The organism is Kitasatospora sp. CMC57 (genome assembly GCF_045866025.2).
Lineage (GTDB): Bacteria > Actinomycetota > Actinomycetes > Streptomycetales > Streptomycetaceae > Kitasatospora.
Genome location: NZ_AP035881.2, coordinates 6899139 through 6916314, shown reverse-complemented (window position 1 = coordinate 6916314; position 17176 = coordinate 6899139). Strand labels below are relative to the sequence as shown.

The 17176-nt window shown below is 71.9% G+C and carries 19 protein-coding genes and 1 tRNA gene; 9 read left to right on the top strand and 11 right to left on the bottom strand.

The features are described from left to right. The first annotated feature begins 66 nt into the window (after window positions 1-66). Together ACKUU6_RS31125 and ACKUU6_RS31120 are read left to right on the top strand one after the other, a co-directional pair. A complete protein-coding gene (locus tag ACKUU6_RS31125; protein ID WP_407991901.1) occupies window positions 67-651 on the top strand; it encodes a TetR/AcrR family transcriptional regulator in 585 nt (194 codons plus the stop codon). Between the two features lie 83 nt (window positions 652-734). Further along, entirely contained in the window at window positions 735-1715 is a 981-nt protein-coding gene (locus tag ACKUU6_RS31120) for a zinc-binding dehydrogenase (protein ID WP_407991900.1), read from the top strand. 105 nt (window positions 1716-1820) lie between these two features. Here ACKUU6_RS31120 and ACKUU6_RS31115 read toward each other — a convergent pair whose 3' ends face one another. The 5 genes from ACKUU6_RS31115 to ACKUU6_RS31095 form a co-directional block, all read right to left on the bottom strand. Then, entirely contained in the window at window positions 1821-2078 is a 258-nt protein-coding gene (locus ACKUU6_RS31115; RefSeq protein WP_407991899.1) for a hypothetical protein, read from the bottom strand. After that, the gene (locus ACKUU6_RS31110; RefSeq protein ID WP_407991898.1) at window positions 2075-2389 is read right to left on the bottom strand and encodes a DUF6247 family protein; all 315 of its coding nucleotides are present in this window, start codon (window positions 2387-2389) and stop codon (window positions 2075-2077) included. Before ACKUU6_RS31110 ends, ACKUU6_RS31115 begins: the two co-directional genes overlap by 4 nt. Before the next feature lie 233 nt (window positions 2390-2622). Next, the gene (locus ACKUU6_RS31105) at window positions 2623-2871 is read right to left on the bottom strand and encodes a TipAS antibiotic-recognition domain-containing protein (RefSeq protein WP_407991897.1); all 249 of its coding nucleotides are present in this window, start codon (window positions 2869-2871) and stop codon (window positions 2623-2625) included. A 60-nt stretch (window positions 2872-2931) separates the two neighbouring features. After that, window positions 2932-3084 carry a hypothetical protein gene (locus ACKUU6_RS31100; protein ID WP_407991896.1) on the bottom strand — a complete coding sequence of 51 codons (153 nt, stop codon included), beginning with the start codon at window positions 3082-3084 and terminating at the stop codon, window positions 2932-2934. Between the two features lie 42 nt (window positions 3085-3126). Next, window positions 3127-3573: a MarR family winged helix-turn-helix transcriptional regulator gene (locus ACKUU6_RS31095; RefSeq protein WP_407991895.1), complete on the bottom strand. Its 447-nt coding sequence runs from the start codon at window positions 3571-3573 to the stop codon at window positions 3127-3129. Between the two features lie 93 nt (window positions 3574-3666). On the opposite strand from ACKUU6_RS31095, the gene ACKUU6_RS31090 reads away from it, so the two are divergent. Together ACKUU6_RS31090 and ACKUU6_RS31085 are read left to right on the top strand one after the other, a co-directional pair. After that, on the top strand, window positions 3667-4059 hold the full coding sequence (locus ACKUU6_RS31090; protein ID WP_407991894.1) for a nuclear transport factor 2 family protein: 393 nt from the start codon (window positions 3667-3669) through the stop codon (window positions 4057-4059). A 29-nt stretch (window positions 4060-4088) separates the two neighbouring features. Continuing rightward, entirely contained in the window at window positions 4089-4688 is a 600-nt protein-coding gene (locus ACKUU6_RS31085; RefSeq protein WP_407991893.1) for a hypothetical protein, read from the top strand. A 19-nt stretch (window positions 4689-4707) separates the two neighbouring features. Here the strand turns inward: ACKUU6_RS31085 and ACKUU6_RS31080 are convergent, their stop codons facing one another. The 6 genes from ACKUU6_RS31080 to ACKUU6_RS31055 form a co-directional block, all read right to left on the bottom strand. Next, a complete protein-coding gene (locus ACKUU6_RS31080) occupies window positions 4708-5574 on the bottom strand; it encodes an SDR family oxidoreductase (RefSeq protein WP_407991892.1) in 867 nt (288 codons plus the stop codon). Between the two features lie 89 nt (window positions 5575-5663). Then, on the bottom strand, window positions 5664-6128 hold the full coding sequence (locus ACKUU6_RS31075) for a hypothetical protein (RefSeq protein ID WP_407991891.1): 465 nt from the start codon (window positions 6126-6128) through the stop codon (window positions 5664-5666). Between the two features lie 139 nt (window positions 6129-6267). Then, entirely contained in the window at window positions 6268-6786 is a 519-nt protein-coding gene (locus ACKUU6_RS31070) for a MarR family winged helix-turn-helix transcriptional regulator (protein WP_407991890.1), read from the bottom strand. 1750 nt (window positions 6787-8536) lie between these two features. Further along, entirely contained in the window at window positions 8537-9148 is a 612-nt protein-coding gene (locus ACKUU6_RS31065) for a MepB family protein (protein ID WP_407991889.1), read from the bottom strand. 82 nt (window positions 9149-9230) lie between these two features. After that, window positions 9231-9323, bottom strand: a tRNA-OTHER gene (locus tag ACKUU6_RS31060). A 219-nt stretch (window positions 9324-9542) separates the two neighbouring features. Further along, window positions 9543-9908: a hypothetical protein gene (locus ACKUU6_RS31055; protein WP_407991888.1), complete on the bottom strand. Its 366-nt coding sequence runs from the start codon at window positions 9906-9908 to the stop codon at window positions 9543-9545. Window positions 9909-10312: 404 nt separating this feature from the next. Here ACKUU6_RS31055 and ACKUU6_RS31050 point away from each other — a divergent pair, with 404 nt between their 5' ends. From ACKUU6_RS31050 to ACKUU6_RS31030, 5 genes are all read left to right on the top strand, one after another. Further along, entirely contained in the window at window positions 10313-10933 is a 621-nt protein-coding gene (locus tag ACKUU6_RS31050) for an L-threonylcarbamoyladenylate synthase (protein WP_407991887.1), read from the top strand. A 436-nt stretch (window positions 10934-11369) separates the two neighbouring features. Then, entirely contained in the window at window positions 11370-11957 is a 588-nt protein-coding gene (locus ACKUU6_RS31045; protein ID WP_407991886.1) for a GNAT family N-acetyltransferase, read from the top strand. Between the two features lie 98 nt (window positions 11958-12055). Further along, window positions 12056-14200, top strand: coding sequence for a WD40 repeat domain-containing protein (locus tag ACKUU6_RS31040; protein WP_408649649.1), 2145 nt, complete (start codon window positions 12056-12058; stop codon window positions 14198-14200). An 89-nt stretch (window positions 14201-14289) separates the two neighbouring features. Then, window positions 14290-14829, top strand: a complete 540-nt coding sequence (locus ACKUU6_RS31035) for a hypothetical protein (RefSeq protein ID WP_407991884.1) — start codon at window positions 14290-14292, stop codon at window positions 14827-14829. Between the two features lie 37 nt (window positions 14830-14866). Next, entirely contained in the window at window positions 14867-17173 is a 2307-nt protein-coding gene (locus ACKUU6_RS31030; RefSeq protein ID WP_407991883.1) for a hypothetical protein, read from the top strand. The last annotated feature ends 3 nt before the right edge of the window (window positions 17174-17176 follow it).

The window sequence follows — 17176 nt, the reverse complement described above, 5'->3', positions numbered from 1 at the left end:
CGGACCGGGACCCCGGGCAAGGCAGGAGTGGTTGTTCTTGAATGGTCATTCATGTATGTTCTCCCCATGCCCAGACCCCGGGAGTTCGAGCCCGACACCGTCCTCAACGCGGCCATGCTGCGGTTCTGGGAACGTGGGTACCGAGCCACGTCCATCGAGGACCTGGTGAAGGCGACCGGGGTAAAGCCGGGCAGTCTCTACAGCGCCTTCCCGGGCGGCAAGCACGCACTGTTCCTCAAGTCGCTGGAGCGGTACTCCAAGCTGGTGGTCCCGCAGAAGCTGGGGGAACTGGAGGCGCCGGTCGCCTCGGTGGCCGAGATCCGCGGCTACTTCGACGGCCTGGTGCGCGACCTGCTCAGCCCGGAGGGCCGACAAGGCTGCCTGCTCGTCAACACGGCGATCGAGAACGCCGCCGAGGACGACGAGGCGGCGGCCGTTGTCCGCGGCCACCTGGCCCGGCTCGAACGGTGCATGACCCACGCACTGGAGAACGCGGCTCGCCGGGGCCAGGTGCGCGCCTCACTGGACTGCGCCGGCAGCGCCAGACTGCTGGTCGCGACCTGCCAGGGGCTGATGGTCGTCGGAAAGGCGAATCCCGACGAGACGCTCCTGCGGGCGATCGTCGACAACGCGTTCACGGCTCTCGCCTGAGGGCCGGTCGACCGGGCCACCGTACGCGGTGGCTCTTTTTTCGCACCCATAGTTGAATGAATGCTCAAGAATGGAATCACGCCATGCAGGCCATCGTCATCTCCGCCCACGGCGGCCCTGAGGTGCTCACCCGCACCGAACTGCCCGACCCGGTGCCGGCCGCGGGCGAGGTGCTGATCCGCGTCAAGGCGTTCGGCCTCAACCACGCCGAGGCGTACATGCGCGCCGGGGCCTGGGGAGAGGTGGCGGCCGTCCCCGGGATCGAGTGCGCCGGGGTGGTCGAGGCCGACCCGTCCGGCGTACTCCCGTGCGGCACCCGGGTGGTGGCGATCCTCGGCGGCATGGGCCGGACCCGCAACGGCAGCTACGCGGAACTGGTGACCGTACCCGCGACCAACGTGGTGGCGGTGCGGTCCTCGCTGGGCTGGGCCGAGCTGGCGGCGGTGCCCGAGGTCTACGCGACGGCGTGGAGCGGCCTGTTCGGCAGTCTGGACCTGCGCCCGGGCGAGACAGTCGTGGTCCGGGGCGCGACCTCCTCACTCGGCCAGGCCGCCGTCAACCTCGCGGTCGACCACGGCGCGACCGTACTCGCCACCACCCGCAACCCGGCGCATGCACCACTGCTGAGGGAGCTCGGCGCCGAGGACGTACTCATCGACGACGGCGTGCTCGCTGCCCAGGTCAGGGAACGCGAGATAGGCGTCGACGCGGTGTTCGACATCGTCGGCAACAGCGTGCTGCGCGACTCGCTCGCCCTGGTCCGGCCCCGGGGCCGGGTGTGCCAACTCGGCTTCCTGGGCGGCCTCGAGCCGGTGCGGGACTTCGACCCGATCGCGGATCTCCCGAGCGGCGTCCGGCTCAGCTTCTTCGGCAGTGCCTTCGTCCTCGGCTCCCCCGAATTCCCGCTCACCGACGTGCCGTTGGACGCGATCTACACCAAGGTCGCGACCGGTACCCTCCGGGCCCGCCCAACCCGCGTCTTCCGGTTCGACGAGATCGTCGAGGCCCACCGGGCCATGGAGGCCGGGAAGGCGCTCGGCAAGATGGTCGTCACCCTCGACTGAGCCTCGGGGCTGCCGCCGGGCGCAGCCCGTCCGGGACGGACATCGGCCTGGACCGGTAGCCGTGCGACGGGCTCCACCGCCCAGGCCGGACCGGGCTTCGGGCGGTCAGCCGAACCAGACGATGTCGACGACGAGCAGGCGCTGGGTGGCACGGTTCACCAGGTACACCACGGTGAGCTGGCCGATGGCGGCGGTGCGGACGTCCCGGCCGTCCGGGTCGGTGGCGTCCCACTGCGGCCAGCCCCACGGGGTACGGGAGGCGATGTCCAGAACGTCGCGGACCATCTCCTGGACGTGGCGCGGCAGACCGGCGAGGACCTTGGCGGCCGACGCGGACATCCGGGCCGGCCACGGCGTGGTCACAGGCGTGATCCGATGATGTCGTCGGGATCGATGCCGTCCTCGTCCTCCAGGCCGGCGGCAAAGAAGGCGTCGACGGCCGGGGCGGTGTCCAGGCGGCCCTGCCACACGCGGACCACCTCGTGAAGGGGCGTCAGGTCGTAGAGGACGCGCGAGTTCTCCGCAGCCGCCGCCCAGTCCCGCTGGAACGCGGGCTCCCACCGCGCGGCGCGGGCCGTGTCGTGGTCGGCCCGGATGCGGGCGAGCAGTCGCGCGGCGGCAGCCGGGGCGGGAGGCGGCGGCGGGGCCGGAAGGCGGTCGGGCTGGGCGCTCATACGAATCCCCTTCACTTCGTCGTCGGTCACGGTACGCCACCGGGGCGTGCGTGGTGGCAGGCAACGGCCGATTCTGCGGGTGGGGGGTGCCGGTGTCGACGACTCGGCCGCAGCAGTGCTGCCCCTTGGGATTGTGCCTTGTCACGAAGCCAGGAAGCGTAGTTGACGGTAGGCCCCGGTGCCGTCGCGGAGGTGCCGCCGAGAGTGGTGCCCTCGGCGGCGGACCGCAGGCGTCAGCTCAGGCGGGTGTCGGCGTAGGCATCCATCGCGTCGCGCTGATAGGCGGCAAGACCGTCGGCGATCTTGTCGTAGTTCGAGCGGAACTGCGGGTCCTCGACGTACGTCCGGCCCAGCCCCTTGTAGGCCGCCGCGTTCGGCGTCCGGAACCGGCGGACACTCTGGTAGTGGGTGTCCATCTCGGCCTGCACCGCCGGATCGGCGACGGGCGTACCGGCCGCCATGACGGCCGAGTCAACCTTCACTCCCGCCAACGGCGCCGGCGCCGGTACCGCCTCCGAGCGACGTCCTGCGCAGCGGCTTCCTCAGGCGGTCACCTTGCCGGCGGCAACGAGAGCGGCGAGCGCGGTGCGCTGCACGTAGACCAGCAGGGCGACGGTCACCGCCGCCATCACCAGCGCGAACACGACGTGACCGAGCGCCGACACCACCGCGTACTTGCAGGTGCCGAGCAGCACATGGGTGCCGATCCGCAGACCGACCAGCCAGCTGAGGGCCCGTCAGATGGAGAACGGACCGTCAGTGGTGAAGCGGCGCAGCTGGCGGGCGAACGCCTCGGCCTCGCCGGGCGGCCAGGCGGCCAGGCCGGCGGCGATGTGGTCCGCCAGGCGTTCGCGCAGCTGCACCACAGCCTGCTGGCCCTCTTCGGTGAGGACGAGCAGGTGTGCGCGCCGGTCCTTGGGGTCCGGTTCGCGGCGGACCAGGCCCGCGCTCTCCAGACGGGTGGCCCGCCGGGTGACGCCCGAGCGGTCGAGGCCGACTTCAGGGGCCAGGTCGGCGGCGCTGCGCGGCCCGGTGCGCGCCAGGGCGCTGAGTACGGGATAGGTCAGCTCATCCAGTTCGTCGCCCATGCCCTCGGTCAGACGCCGGTGCAGCTGCGTGCGCGTGGTGCGCCGGAGCAGGACCCCCAGGGCGTCCGCGATCTCATTGCACACCTCGTTCTTCATGCCCTCAGCTTAGCGTGCGCGACGCACGCAGTGGTGCTACGGTTCGAGCACTGCGTGCGCAGCGCACGCATCTCCGAACTGTAAGGATCTCTCATGCCCCGCACCCGCATCGAGGCCGCTCTCACCGACCTCCTCTTCAACCGCGACTTCACCGTCCCCGAGGCCGCCGACCGCCACTTCACCCCCGACTACCGCCAGCGCACCGACGGCGAGTGGGCCGACCGCGCCGAGTTCCTCGACCACATCACCCACCTGCGCACCGTCGTCGCCAACGGCCGCGTCGAGGTCCACGAAGAACTCCACGACGGCGACAAGTACGCCGACCGTCACACCGCCTACATCACCAAGAAGGACGGCTCCACCGTGCGGATGGAGGTGTACGTGTTCGCCGACCTCGGCCCCGACGGCCGCTTCCGCCGGATCGAGGAGACGACCCTCATGCTCCAGGGCTCCGACGCCGACCGCACCATCGGCAGCGCGCGCTGAGCTGAAAAGCTGATCAGACCCACGCTGGCGTGGGCCGCCTCGGTACCCGACAAGGCGGCCCACGCGCACAGACAACGGAGGCAGTACACGTGACCCCGTCCCGGAACGAGGCATTCAACCAGTGGCTTGCCGAGACCCTGCCCGACCCGGAAATCGACAAAGACCCCGCCTGGCTGTCACCGCAGGAGAAGCAGTGGTTCGAGGAGATCTTCGACGGCAACGGGCAGCTGCCGGCGCACCGACTCGCAGAAGTGATCTTCAGTAGGAGGATCCAACTGGCCTACGCGGCCCTGGATCTGCTGAAGGCTCACGCGGCAGGAGACCTCACCACCGACCTCGGCGAACTCAAGGTCTTCTCGAACCGTGACAGCGAGTACGAACCCACCGGCGAGGTGGAGATCCACGGCGAGCAGGTCCGCACCCTTATTCCGGACGCGGCGATGGTGACGGTGGCCGCCGCAGTGCAGGCTTTCGTTGCCGACACGATCCGGAGAGTCTGGCCGGTCTGCGGCGAACACCGGTACGGGCTCCATCCGATCCTCACTCCCACCGGTGCGAGGTGGCACTGCCGGCCCGGCAGTCACGCAATTCCACTCCCGGGCCGAGCCGGACGGTCCGCAGCGTCGTGACGAAGCCCGAGGCAGCGCCCTACCGGCGGAACCAGGCGTGGTGTTCGCGCAGGAAGGCGTCGAGGGTGCGGGGCGGGCGACCGAGGATCTCGCCGACGGTGGTGGTGGGGGTTTCGGGCCGGGCGATGGCGAGTTGCTGGATCTCCTTCACGTGCTCGGCGAGCCAGGCGGGCATGCGGGCGTTGTGGATGAGGCTGTCGCGCAGCTCGTCGGGGGCGAGGTCGACGTAGCGGATCTGATGGCCGGTCATGGCGGTCAGCCGAGAAGCCAGTTCGGGGTAGGAGACGGCTTCGGGTCCGGTCAGGGCGTAGGTACCTCCGGCGATGTCGGGCCTGGTGAGAGCGGCGGCGGCGACATCGCCGATGTCGCGGCAGTCGACGTAGTTGCACGGTGCGTCCCCCATCGCGCCGAGGATCACGCCCTGGTCGACTGTCGGGGCCAGGCGCAGGAGGTTCTGCATGAACGCGTAGGGGCGCAGGACCGTGTGGGTGAGTCCGCTGGCGCGCAGGTGCTCCTCGATGGCGTGGTGTCCACGGGAGATGACCACCGGGGAGTCGGGTTCGGCGGCCGGTGCGGATATCTTGACGATGTGTCCGATGCCGGCGTCGGCGGCGATGTCGATGACGCGGGTTTCGAGTTCGGCCTGTTCGGGACTGTTGGCCATGGCGAGGAAGAGCTGACTGCCACCCTTGAACGCGGTGCGCAGGGAGCGGGGATCGGTGGCGTCGGCGTACTGGACCTCGACGAGTGGCCGGTCTGCGCCGGCCGTGCCGGGGATCGGCCGGTGCGGAGTACGGGTCAGCGCGCGGACGGGTGCACCGAGTGCGAGGAGGCTGCGGAGCAGGGCGTTCCCGGTTGCTCCGGTCGCTCCCATGACGACGATCATCGTGTGCTCATTTCCTTGGCTGCTTCCCGGCGGCGGGTACTGCCGGGGTCGACTTGTCGGGTGGAGAGTGGGCCAGGTACCGGCGAGGACTACGTCGCGGATGCCGCAGTGGTGCTGCGCCAGCGCAGGGTGACGATGGTGGTGGCGAGGGCCGCGGAGACGGGCAGGTCGATGCGCAGGCGTTCCGGCCACGCGGCGGCGGGGACCGGGCTGTGAGCGGGCAGCCACTGCGCGGCGGCCCATCCGAGCAGGGCCGCCGCGCCGACGGCGGGGATCACGAGTACGGCGGTCAGGACGATCTGCGGCGAGCTGGTGGTCCACCGTCGGGGCCGCCCACCACGCTGCAGCCAGGTGCCCACCAGGTACGCCACCACGGCGGAGGTACCGGCGATGGAGGTGCTGGCGGCCACCACCAGGTCCTGCTGCCCAGTGACGGCTCCGGCGGTGCCGGCCATCAGCGCGGGGGCGGCGTACGCGGTCAGCACCTCGCGCCACAGGATGAACGGGCGGGCGGCTGTCCGGTTTCGGCTGGTTCTGTCCTTCGTTGCGGGCATGCTGGCCCCTCTCGTCGAGGCGAGGAAGCGACGGGTGGCGGCGGCGACGCCCCGCCCGTCGACATAATTAGGTGGCTAACTATTGGTGCGTAAAAAGGGCCCTGCCCGGAGGGCGGGGCCACACCGGCCGGGAGCCGGATCAGTCGGCGGCCAGGGCCGCACTGCCGCGCACGACGCGGGCGAGCAGATCCAGGAACACCGCACGCTCCTCGACGGAGAGGTCCTCCACCATCGCTTCGAGCCGCCCGAAGTGCTCGGACGCCATGTCGCGCAGGCGCTGCGCCCCCCGCGCGGTGAGCACGGCCACCGTGCCCCGGCCGTCTTCCGTGGACGGACGGCGGGCGATCAGGCCCTCCCGCTCAAGGCCGTCCAGCAGGCCGGTGACCGTGGCCCTGGAGACATCGAGGTCGGCCGCGAGGCGCGAGGGGGATTTCTCCCCGCCGTGGCCCTCCAGGTCCGCGAGCAGGCGGTAGCGCCCCGTCGACAACCCGAACCTGGCAAAGTGCACCTCGGCCGCCCGGCCGACCCTCGCACCCGCCGAGATGAGCCGCACCGCGACCAGTACCGCCTGCGGATCGACCTTCAGGCCGTAGTGCTCGACCTGCCGCCTGGCCTGGTCCAGCGTGGGTGCCTCGGCGTCGATACCGTCCCTCGTCATGCAGATAATATGGCGGCTAATCACTTGGACTGTCAAGGCCTTCGATCCTCGGCCCCGGGAACCCGACCAGCCGGTGACCGGCGGAAGTCCCGGCGCGAAACCGTCGCCGCTGTGGGACTGCCGCGCCGTGACCGGGTAGGCGCCCCGCATGACAGACAGGAGGTCCGGTCCCAGGGCGCAGCGTCCGGTGGCGCGGTCGGACTGAGGCTCCGTCGAAGAGCCCCGCGCGACCGGCGCCGAGCCACGGCGGGAAGGAACAGCGATGCCTCTGCCTCGGTCGGCGCCGGTACGGCGCGGTGCGGCCACGCCCGCGGCCCCGGGCGTCGCGCCGCTGGTCTGCCTCGTTTCGGCGCTCCTCACCTCGGCGGCGGTCACCTGGCACGCGCTCGGCCGGCCGGCTGAGCGGCAGCGGCAGCGGCAGCGGCCCACCGAACTCACCACGGGTCGCGGCAGTCCCGTTCCGAGGCTGGTCCTGGATCTGCTGGGCATGGGGACGTCCGGCTCCCGTGGGTCCGGCACACGGGGAGGGGCCCCGGTGCGCTGTGGCTCCGGGGCCCCGAAGGGGAACATCACCATCTACCGGCCCTGGGCCGGTTCTTGTGTCCGCCACTCCTCGTGAGAGGAGGATTGCGGGGATCGCGTATGCGTGACCGGAAACCACCATCCTTCGTACCTTGAGGGGTCTGCGGTGTCCGCCCGGACGAAACTTCCTGTCTCACGGGCCGGGCGATCCTGATGGCGTTTGCGCCCTCCGTCTCTTCCTCTGGATCACTGGACATCATGCGAACTGCGGGTAGTGCACCGACGGGTGCCTGCGTGGCGTCCCGCGATTCACACCTGTACTGCTCGGTACTGCGAACTGCACTCGTCCTGCTGTCGTGGTGGCCAGATCGCCCACCTGTGCGGCAGCCAGCCCCGTCGCCCGTCCTGCTCATCTGCTTGGCTCGGAACCCCACTGCCCGACTCTCCCAGCACGCGCGCCCGCAGCCCGACGCCTTTGCTGAGATCTTGCGTACAGTCACTGACTGCGACTCAACTTCACTTACTGGTAAGGCACTTGCCATTCACGGACAGTACCGCTGAGTGGTGGCCCCTGATCACCGCAGGCCACCCGGCCCGGCCGCCAGCCCCGTCACCGTCCTGCACCTGCACTGGCTTCGGAACTCCACAACCGCACCGTTGTTACGTCACTACCCCGCGCCCGCCTGCTCGGCGCCGGCCCTGCGCACTGCGGCACTGCTCATCCGATACTGCCCGGCAGCGGCCCCTGATCACTGCGGGCCGCCTGAGCACGGCTGCCAGTCCTGTCGCCGTACTGCACCAATCCTGGCTTCAAGACTCCACAACCACACCGAACCGCGAACTGTCTTATCTCACCCGCCAGTTCATGTCTGGCGGGCCCCTCTGACTGCTTGTTACGAGAGAAACACTAACCACGCGCCGCATCAATGTCTACTCCGGCCAGTACAGATTTTTCGCTGTTCGAGGGATAGATAGCCCTCTGGCTCACACGCAGGAGCGGCCACACGCGACCGGACCAGGGACAACGAGCAGACGGGTGACCCTGGAAAGTGCGCAGAACCTGGCGACGGCTCGCACGGCCGTCCCCATACCGACGACGAGTCAGCACGATCTGGCTCTCCTGTGCGACCAATGCTGCTGCCAGGTCGGCCGGCTGGGATGGTCGCACCTGTGCGCCGACCTGGGCTCGGGCCGCAGGCGCCCCGGCGTCGCCGGCCCTGCCGGATGATCAGCGGCCGTGTGCGGGGCCGGTCGCTCTTGTGGTGGTGCCGGCGCCGTCCTGCGGGTCGTAGAGCTCGTGTGCGCAGGCCAGGTCGACAGGACCGTTCTGGTGCAGGTGCAGGAAGAAGTCCAGCTGCCAAGCCTGCGCGCTGTCGGCCTGGCGGTTGGTGGTGGTCACCCAGGGCGGATAGACGCGGAAGGCTCGCTTCCCACCGGAACCGTTCACTGAGACGACGCCGTGGTGACGCAGAGCGTCCATGGGAAAGACGAACTGGCCGAAGTGCTGATGGTCGCGGCTGCTGATGACGACGAGGTCGACCGGGTCCGTGGCGTCGAAGGGCTGGATCGGCCCGGCCGGGGACCTCTTCCACACGGTGACGAATTGGCCGACCTTGGTAGGGGTCGTCTTCGCTGCGCGGAACCGGATCGAGAGCCCGTCGAGAGTGAACTCGTGGGCGGCGTAAGCGGCACCCTCCGCTTCGGGTACCGGCTGCGAGCAGGTGAACCCGCAAGGGTCGTAGACGAGCGCCTTCGCCGCAACGAGGTCCCCGTGGGTCGGGGCGACGTCAAGCCACGGTTCGGGACGGAGAGCGGATGAGTACTCGCGGTTCGGCGGCATTCACCCACCCTGTCACGCAGGCACCGTCTAGCTGTTCACCCCGGGCTCGATGACCGGTCGAGCGAGCCCGGGGTGAGCTGGGCGGAGAGGGCAGGATTCGAACCTGCGTGGACCCGGAGGTCCTGCTCGGCCGTTACCGGCCAGGCACCCGATCAGCCGCTCCGGGCACCTCTCCCAAGCCTCGGGGGCGGTGCGCTGCCCCTTCGGCGTGACACCACTGTGCCCGCAAGCACTGACGGCGGCCTGACCTACGACTGACGGGCCCGGCAGGGCTCCCTCTTCGCGGTGCCCCGGCACCTGACGGGCACTCAGGGTCCGAGGATCAACGCGGCAGGACGTCCGTCAGTACGCCAGGCGTTTCGCGTCAACCCTCGGAGGCAGCGACCGGACGTCGTCAGCGATGCCGTCCGACGAGGAGCTCGTCCAGCGGGACCAGGGTGCCGTCGCCACCGGTGCGCCGCCAGAGCTGGACGCCGTCGCCGGGGCGCAGCTGGTGGCTGTTCTCCCAGCCGGTGATGACGAGTTCGGCCAGGCGCTGGGCGTTGACGCGGTTGCGGCCCAGGGTGGTGCCGACGGGGTCGGGGTGAGGCTGGCCCTGGCCGTCGTCGGCGTGGAGGTACCAGCGTTCGTAAGGGCTGTAGCGACCTTCGGCGTCCGGCGGGCTGAGGTGCTTGGACAGGTGCCAGGTGCGGCCCTGGTGCACGGTCGTGGCGGCGCCGGCGGTGTGGCCGGTCCAGGTGAGGTCGGACTTCCAGGGCACGACGGGATCTCCTTCAAGGGTGCCGTCCACGCGCTGGGCCTCGGCGGCTGGGCGCGTACACGGCCGACGGGGCGATGGACGGTGGATGTGTGGCTGAGTCCGGCGGTTGCGGCCCAGCGCGTCACGGAGCGTCAGGCGGTGGCGGCGCAGTCGGTGCGTTTTCCGACGGGACAGGGCTGTGACCTGGGTCGCGGGTCAGGAGTTCGCTGCCGGGCACGGTCACCATCCTAGGAGCACCGCACCGGCACGGGCCGCTCCGGTGCCCCGGCTGCCCGGCCCGTCCCCCTTGAGGGCGCTCCCTCCAGCCGACCCAGCGGTGCGGACGGCGGACGGCGGACCACGACGCCCCGATCCTGCGGGCCTGGGTGTGCTGGACGGCCGGGCGGACCTTGTAGAGTCGGCCGATGGCGAAGTACTTCGACGTGCACCCGCAGACCCCTCAGGCCCGCACCATCAACACCGTGGCCGACAGCCTCCGTTCCGGTGCCCTCATCGCGTACCCGACCGACTCCTGCTTCGCTCTCGGCTGCCGCATGGGCAACGCCGAGGGCCTGGAGCGGATCCGGTCCATCCGGCGTCTCGACGAGCGCCATCACTTCACCCTGATGTGCGAGAACTTCGCCCAGTTGGGGCAGTTCGTCCACATCGACAACGCCGTCTTCCGCGCCATCAAGGCCGCGACGCCCGGCAGCTACACCTTCATCCTGCCCGCCACCAAGGAGGTCCCTCGCCGCCTGATGCATCCGAAGAAGAAGACCGTGGGCGTCAGGATCCCCGACCACGCCGTCACCCGGGCCCTGCTCGCCGAACTCGGCGAGCCCCTCGTCTCCAGCACCCTGCTCCTGCCCGGAGAGGACGAGCCGATGACCCAGGGATGGGAGATCAAGGAGCGGCTCGACCACGTGCTGGACGCGGTGATGGACTCCGGCGACTGCGGTACGGTCCCGACGACGGTCGTCGACTTCTCCGACGGCGCAGCGGAGATCGTCCGACACGGGGCCGGCGACCCTACCCCCTTCGAGTGACGCCACTGGCTCCCTGACCGAGCGTCAGGACGGATCCGCACACGGGCAGCACACGAGGCCCCGGGTCCGTCCGGCCCCGTCAGGGGATCAAAGGTATGGACCGGAGCGGTGCGATCCGACCGGCCGAACCCGCGCTGCGGACCCGCGGCCGCGTGACGACGATCACCGCCTGAGCCGCCTCCGGCCGCCCTGAGCAGAGCCTTTCGTCGGCGACCGAGGGCCGCGACGGGAGGCGACCCGGGGCCCGGTCCACGCAAACCCCGGGTCGCTCCGTATGCTGACGAATCGTCAGTGGAGTCGGCGCCTCACATCCAGGACGAGAGCGTCGGACTACCGGCAGGTAGCGACGCGCCGGGCCAGGTTGATTGAGGGGCTGCGAGATGCTTCGATATTGAACATGGGGAGGAACCGGGGCGCTACCTGCTCTTTGAGCTCGGTGGAAGCGCTCTCAGGCGTACGCGACGGCGATGTGGTGATCCGCCGACCGGAGGAGCGCGACGCCGAAACGCTGCTGGCCGGGACAGGCGATCCACTGGTGCGCGAGTTCATGCAGGGCGTGCTGCTCCACCCCGACCGGGCGTCCGCCGTCCGCTGGATCACCGAGGTCGCTCCCAGACTCTGGGCCGCCGACCGGGCCGCGTACTTCGCGGTGGCCCGGGCGGGCGAGCCAGCACAGGGGGTTGAACCCGGACCCGGGGGCGGCCCCGCGATCGGGCTGGCCGAGCTGGTGGATCTGCGACCGGAGGAGGGCGCCGCCGAGGTCTCGGTCTGGCTGCTGCCCGAGCACCGGCGGATGCGCACGGCGGCCTCCGCGATGCGGCTGGTCTGCCGGTTCGGCTTCGAGGAGTTGGGGTTGCGCCGGATCGACGCCTACGCGGCCGCCGAGAACATGGGGGTGCAGGTGGTCGGTGCCTCCATCGGCTTCCGCCGGGCCGGCTTCCGTCCCGCGCTGTTCCGCAGCTCCCGCACCCACGAACTGCACGATGCCGTGTACGCGACCCTGGTGCCGGAGGACCTCTGTTGATCCTCGGGCACGACGGAACGCTGCACAACTGATCTACGCGCACTGCGCGGCTGGTTTGTCCATGTACCAGGCTGGGGGTTCGGAAGATGTCGGGACTGGTGGAATTCTCGGTCGGTGGGGAACAGCTGCCGGGAGGCAGGCTCGAGCTGACGCTGGATCAGCACGGCGCCCTGCGGGTGCGCCACCGCAGCGGCGGCACCGAGGTGGTGCGCACCGCGACGGTGGACCCGGCGGTGCCCGCCCGGGTGCTGAACGCGCTGCGCAACGCCACCCCCGGGGTCGGTGGCGGGGCCGCCGAGGCCCGGCGACTGGCGGCCGGCGAGCTGACCTGGGCGGATGGCACCGACACCCCGGTGCCGGGCATCGCCCGCCTGCTGGAGGCACTGGCCGGCCAGCTGATGCGCCCTGAGCTCCCGGCCCAACTCCCCGGCGGCCTGGTGCAGTTGGCGGCTGTTGATCCGGCCGAGGCAGCGCCGACGGCGGCCATCGGCACCGTCTCGGGACGGCCCGCCTTCGCACTCGCCGTCGGCGGCCGTGGCTTCGGCCTGGCCGAGCTGGCGGACAACGGCTCCTCGCTCGGCGGCTCGGACGCCGAGGCCGGACTGCTGCCCACCGCCGTGGCGCTGGGCCGGATCGGTGCGCAGGACCTCTTCGCGGTCGGCGCGCAGGACGGTGCCGTCCAGGTCTGGGACGCCGGCACCGGCGCGCTGATGCACGGCACTTCGGGCGGCGAGGGCGCCCAGGTGGTGGCCGCCGCAGTGGTCGAGGGCGTCCCACTGGCCTTCTCCGGCGGCCGGGACGGCGAGGTCCGCGCCTGGCGGGCCGAGGACGGCAAGGGTCTGGGGCTGCTCGCGGTCAACGGCCGTGGTGCCTCGGCCCTGGTGCACGCCAACTGCGCCGGGATCGACCTGGTGGCGGCGGCCGGCGGCGACGGCACGATCCGGGTCTGGGACGCGGCGGCCGGCGCACGGCTGCACCTGTTGGTCGGCCACACCGACCGGGTCACCTCCCTCGCGGTGCTCTCGCTGGGCGATCAGGCGGTGCTGGCCTCCGGCGGCGTGGACCGGGAGATCCGCCTCTGGGACCTGGCCACCGGCGAGCCGCTGGCCGTGCTGGCGGGCCACTCGGCCACCGTCACCGGCCTGGCCTTCACCGAGTTGGCGGGCGAACCGGTGCTCGCCTCATGCGCGTTGGACGGCACCGTACGCACCTGGGACGTCTACCGGGGAACCGGCCGGGACGGCTGGGCCACCGGCGGCGTCTGGCTGACCGCACTGGCGGTGGTCCGGCAGGACGGCGGCCAGGCCCTGGCGGTCGGCGACGAGCGCGGCCGGATCAGGCTCTTCGATCCGGCCACCGGCGCCCCACTGGCGACCTGGGAGCCAGCCGACCCGGCCACCGGTCCCCGCCCGCTGAACGCCCTTGCGGCTGCAGTGACTTCGGATGGCGCACAGGTGCTGGCCGCCGGGTACGGCGACGGCACCGTGCGGCTCTGGGAGGGCGGCGTCGAACGGTTCCGGCTGGACGAGGACGGCGGGGCGGTGAGCTCCGTCGCGGTGGCCGAGGGCCTGCTGGTCTGCGGCACCGTCACCGGCGCGGTGCGCTGCCACCGCCTCACCGACGGTGCCCCGCTCTCGGTGCCCACCCCGCACACCGGTCCGGTGACCTGCCTGGCGCTCGGAGAACGCACCCTGGTCTCCGCCGGAGCGGACGGCGTGGTGCGGGTGCGGAACGCGCTGGACGGAACGCCGCTGCTGCGGCTGGCGGCCCATCAGCAGGGCGTCACCGCACTGGCGGTCGGACCGCAGGGCCTGCGTCCGCTGCTCGCCACTGCGGGCGGCGACCGCACGGTGCGGCTCTGGGACGCGGAGAGCGGCGAGCCCGGCGCGGTGGTGAGCGGGCTGACCGCGCCGGTCGCGGCCCTGGCCTTCGCCACCCACGCCGGACGGACGGTGGTGCTGGCCGGTACGGCCGACGGCGCCGTGCGGGCCTTCGACGCGGAGGACGGCCGGGCGGTCACGGAGCTGGCCGGGGGCACCGCGCGGGTGCGCACGCTGGTCTGCCAGGAGATGGACGGCGAGGCACTGGTCGCGGCCGGGGACGAGCAGGACACCGTCCGGCTCTGGCACCTCGGCAGCGGCACGCTGCTCAACGAGGCGCCGCTGGACCGACCCCCGTTGGCCATCTCGTTCACCGAGACTGGTCTGTACGTGGTCGGCCCCGGCGGGGCCGTCACACTCTGACGTACCGTCGGCAGCCTCTCGCTGCCGGAGACTTGTGCCGACGGCCTGGGGGCGTCGGCCACCGATGACGCGACGAGCAAGGGGCGGAAATGGCGGCGGGAGAGTTCCGGGTCGACCTCGAACAGGTCGAGGCGGCGGCGAAGATGATCCAGACCATGCTGGACGACCTGGAGCGGCCGACCGCCGAGCTGCAGGCGGCGGTCGACCAGATCAAGCCCACGGTCTACGGGACCGACCGGCTCGCCAAGTCACTGACTGGATCGACCAGTTCGGTCGGTGGGCTGGCGGACCACCAGAAGCAGGTGCTGGACGGCATCAAGCAGTTCCTCGCGAACAGCGCCCAGGTGGCCGAGAACCTGCGTCTGATGGTCGCCAACTACCGCACCGTGGACGAGTCCAACGCGACCTCGTTGCGGGCGATCGAGGGCGCGAACGCACCGGTCGCCCCGATCCCGCAGGAAGGCCGGACCAAGCCGGTCACCGTGGTCGTCGCCGGTGAGACCGGCGAGGCGGGCAAGGCCGACTCCAGCTTCGCCTCGGCCGACGCGCCCACGCTCGACTACAACACCTGGGACGACCCCGAGCCCCCGCCGCACTCCTCGGGCGGTAGCGGCCCGAAGCTGACCTGACCCTGCCCGAGTCGATCCTCGCAGAAGGACGGACACCGTGATCCAGCTGCCCCCCGACCTGGCAGAAGTGCTGAAGGTCATCCAGAGCAACGAGGACGGGAAGGCCATCACCTTCCCCGACAGCAACGAGGACCTGCTCGGCGACCTGGCCGTCGCCTGGGAGAAGTGGAACACCTTCGCCGAGACCCGGATCGGCGCCATCGTGGCCAACGCCAAGCTGGCGATGGAGGCGATGGAGGGCGAGGCCGCCGAGAGCTTCGGGCGCTACCTCGCCAAGTACAGCACCGGCGACGGCTCGCACGTCGCCACCACGGTCTCGGCCGCGATCGCCGTCGCCCAGGCGCTGCGCGGCGGGATCGAGGCGGTCACCCAGACCAAGAACGAGATGATCCGCGAACTCCAGTACACGAAGGAGTACATCGCGGACAACCCGGCCGGCAAGCACGACGACATCGCCAAGTCCGAGGGCATCAAGGAGGCCGTCTCGACGTACAACACGTACGTCGACCAGGTCGGCGGCAACGTGGACGCGATGCTCCGTCAGGGCTCCGGTCACTTCCAGCGGATGACGGCCGCCGCCCAGGTCGCCTCGCTGACCGGCGGCGGCGGTAGCGGCGGTTCGGGCGGCAACCCGAACGCGACGCCCCGCACCGGACTGGACGGCATCTCCACCGTCAACTCCCCCGGCACTCTTCCCAACGGCACCACCGGTCTCCCCGGTGGCGCCCCTCCCCCGGTCGACATCCAGGGCTTCCAGCCGGGCGGCGTCGTACCGGGCGGGCTCGGCGGCACGCCCGGCGGCGGCTTCCCCGGGATGCCGGGCGGGCCGTCGGCCGGGCCCGGCGGTGGTGGCGGTGCGCCCGCGCTCCAGCCGTTCAAGATGCCGACCGCCCAGACGCCGGGTGCCTTCGGCGGCGGCGGGACCGGCGGCTTCGGCGGAGGCGGCGGTTTCGGTGGCGGCGGGGCCGGCTCGCCCACGTACGGGGCGGGCGGGCTGCCCGAATTCAAGCTGCCGTCGTCCGGCTCGGTCCCGAACCTCCAGCTGGCGGGGCACGAAGTGCCGTCCGGTGACACGGCGCTCGGCATGACCCGCGCCAGTACGCCACTCCGCCCGTTCACGCCGGGCGGGGCCGATCCGAGCGGCTCGCTGGGCGGGTTCGGCGGCCTCCGGATTCCCGGCGGCGGTATGCCCGGCGGCACCACCGGCACCGGGCGACCCAGCACCGGCGGACTGACCGGGCGTCCGGCCGGACTGCCCGGCGGCACCCTCACCGGCCGTGGGGCCGGCAGCACGTTCAACCCCAGTGGCGGCCGCACCCCGGGCGGGCTCGGCGGCAGCGGCCTCGGTGGCGGACGGTCCGGCGGGATCGGCGGTGCCGGCGGTGGGTCAGGGCTCGGCGGCGGCCGGTCCGGCGGCGGCACGTCCGCGCTCGGCGGCTACAACCCGGGCGGGCGCTCCGGCGGTGGGCTGGGCGGCGGAGCGGGTGGCGCCGGCCACCCGGTGACGGCCGGTGGCGCCGCTGGGGGCGTGGGCGGTCGCGGAGCGGGCGGCGGGTCCGGCAGCGGGGTCGGCGCGGGTGGTGCCGGCGCGGCCGGTGGCTCCGGGACGTCCGGGCGCGGCGCGGCCGGTGGCGGCATGCCCGGAATGCACGGACCGGGCGGCGGGGCCGGTACGGGGGCCAAGTCCGGCTCTCGTTTCGTCCGGCCCACCCGCTTCGGGGCGGAGGAGGACGAGGAGGAGACGGTCGCCCTGCGCGACGCCGGGATCCTCGGCCAGGCCGTCCACCACGACCCGCAGGACCGGCAGTGGCAGCGGATGCGGCAGCGCTGGATCCAGGAATCGGGCCTGGCCCCGGCCGGGGAGCCGCCGCAGACCGTGGTCGCCGGGCAGGAGGACGCTCCGGCGCCGACCGGCGGCGACCTCATGAGCCAACTGGCGGCGGCCGTGCTCGGGCCGGAGGGCGGCACCTCGCTCAACTCGGCACCGGGGCCGGACGGTTCGGGATCCGGGGGTTGTGCAGACGGTACGGCGTCCGGGACCGGCGGCGGAGGCTCGGGTTCGGGGTCGGGGTCGTCCGAGGACGCGTACCTGGAACGGGCCCGGTCGGTGGCCGAGCGTCGCGGGCGTCCGGACGTGGAGCCGACCGCCGACGCCACCGCGCCGGCCGCTCTGGCGGACGGCCCGCCCCCTCTCCGTGAGGAGGAGGGTTTCCCGGTGCCGACCCCGTTCATGCGGGCCGCGCTGGCCCGGCTGGCCAGCTCGGGAGCCTTCCCGGACGGCGACGGTGACGCGGCCGCCGGGTCGGGCGCCGCCGCCGGTGCCACCGGCGGCCAGGGACGCTGAGGA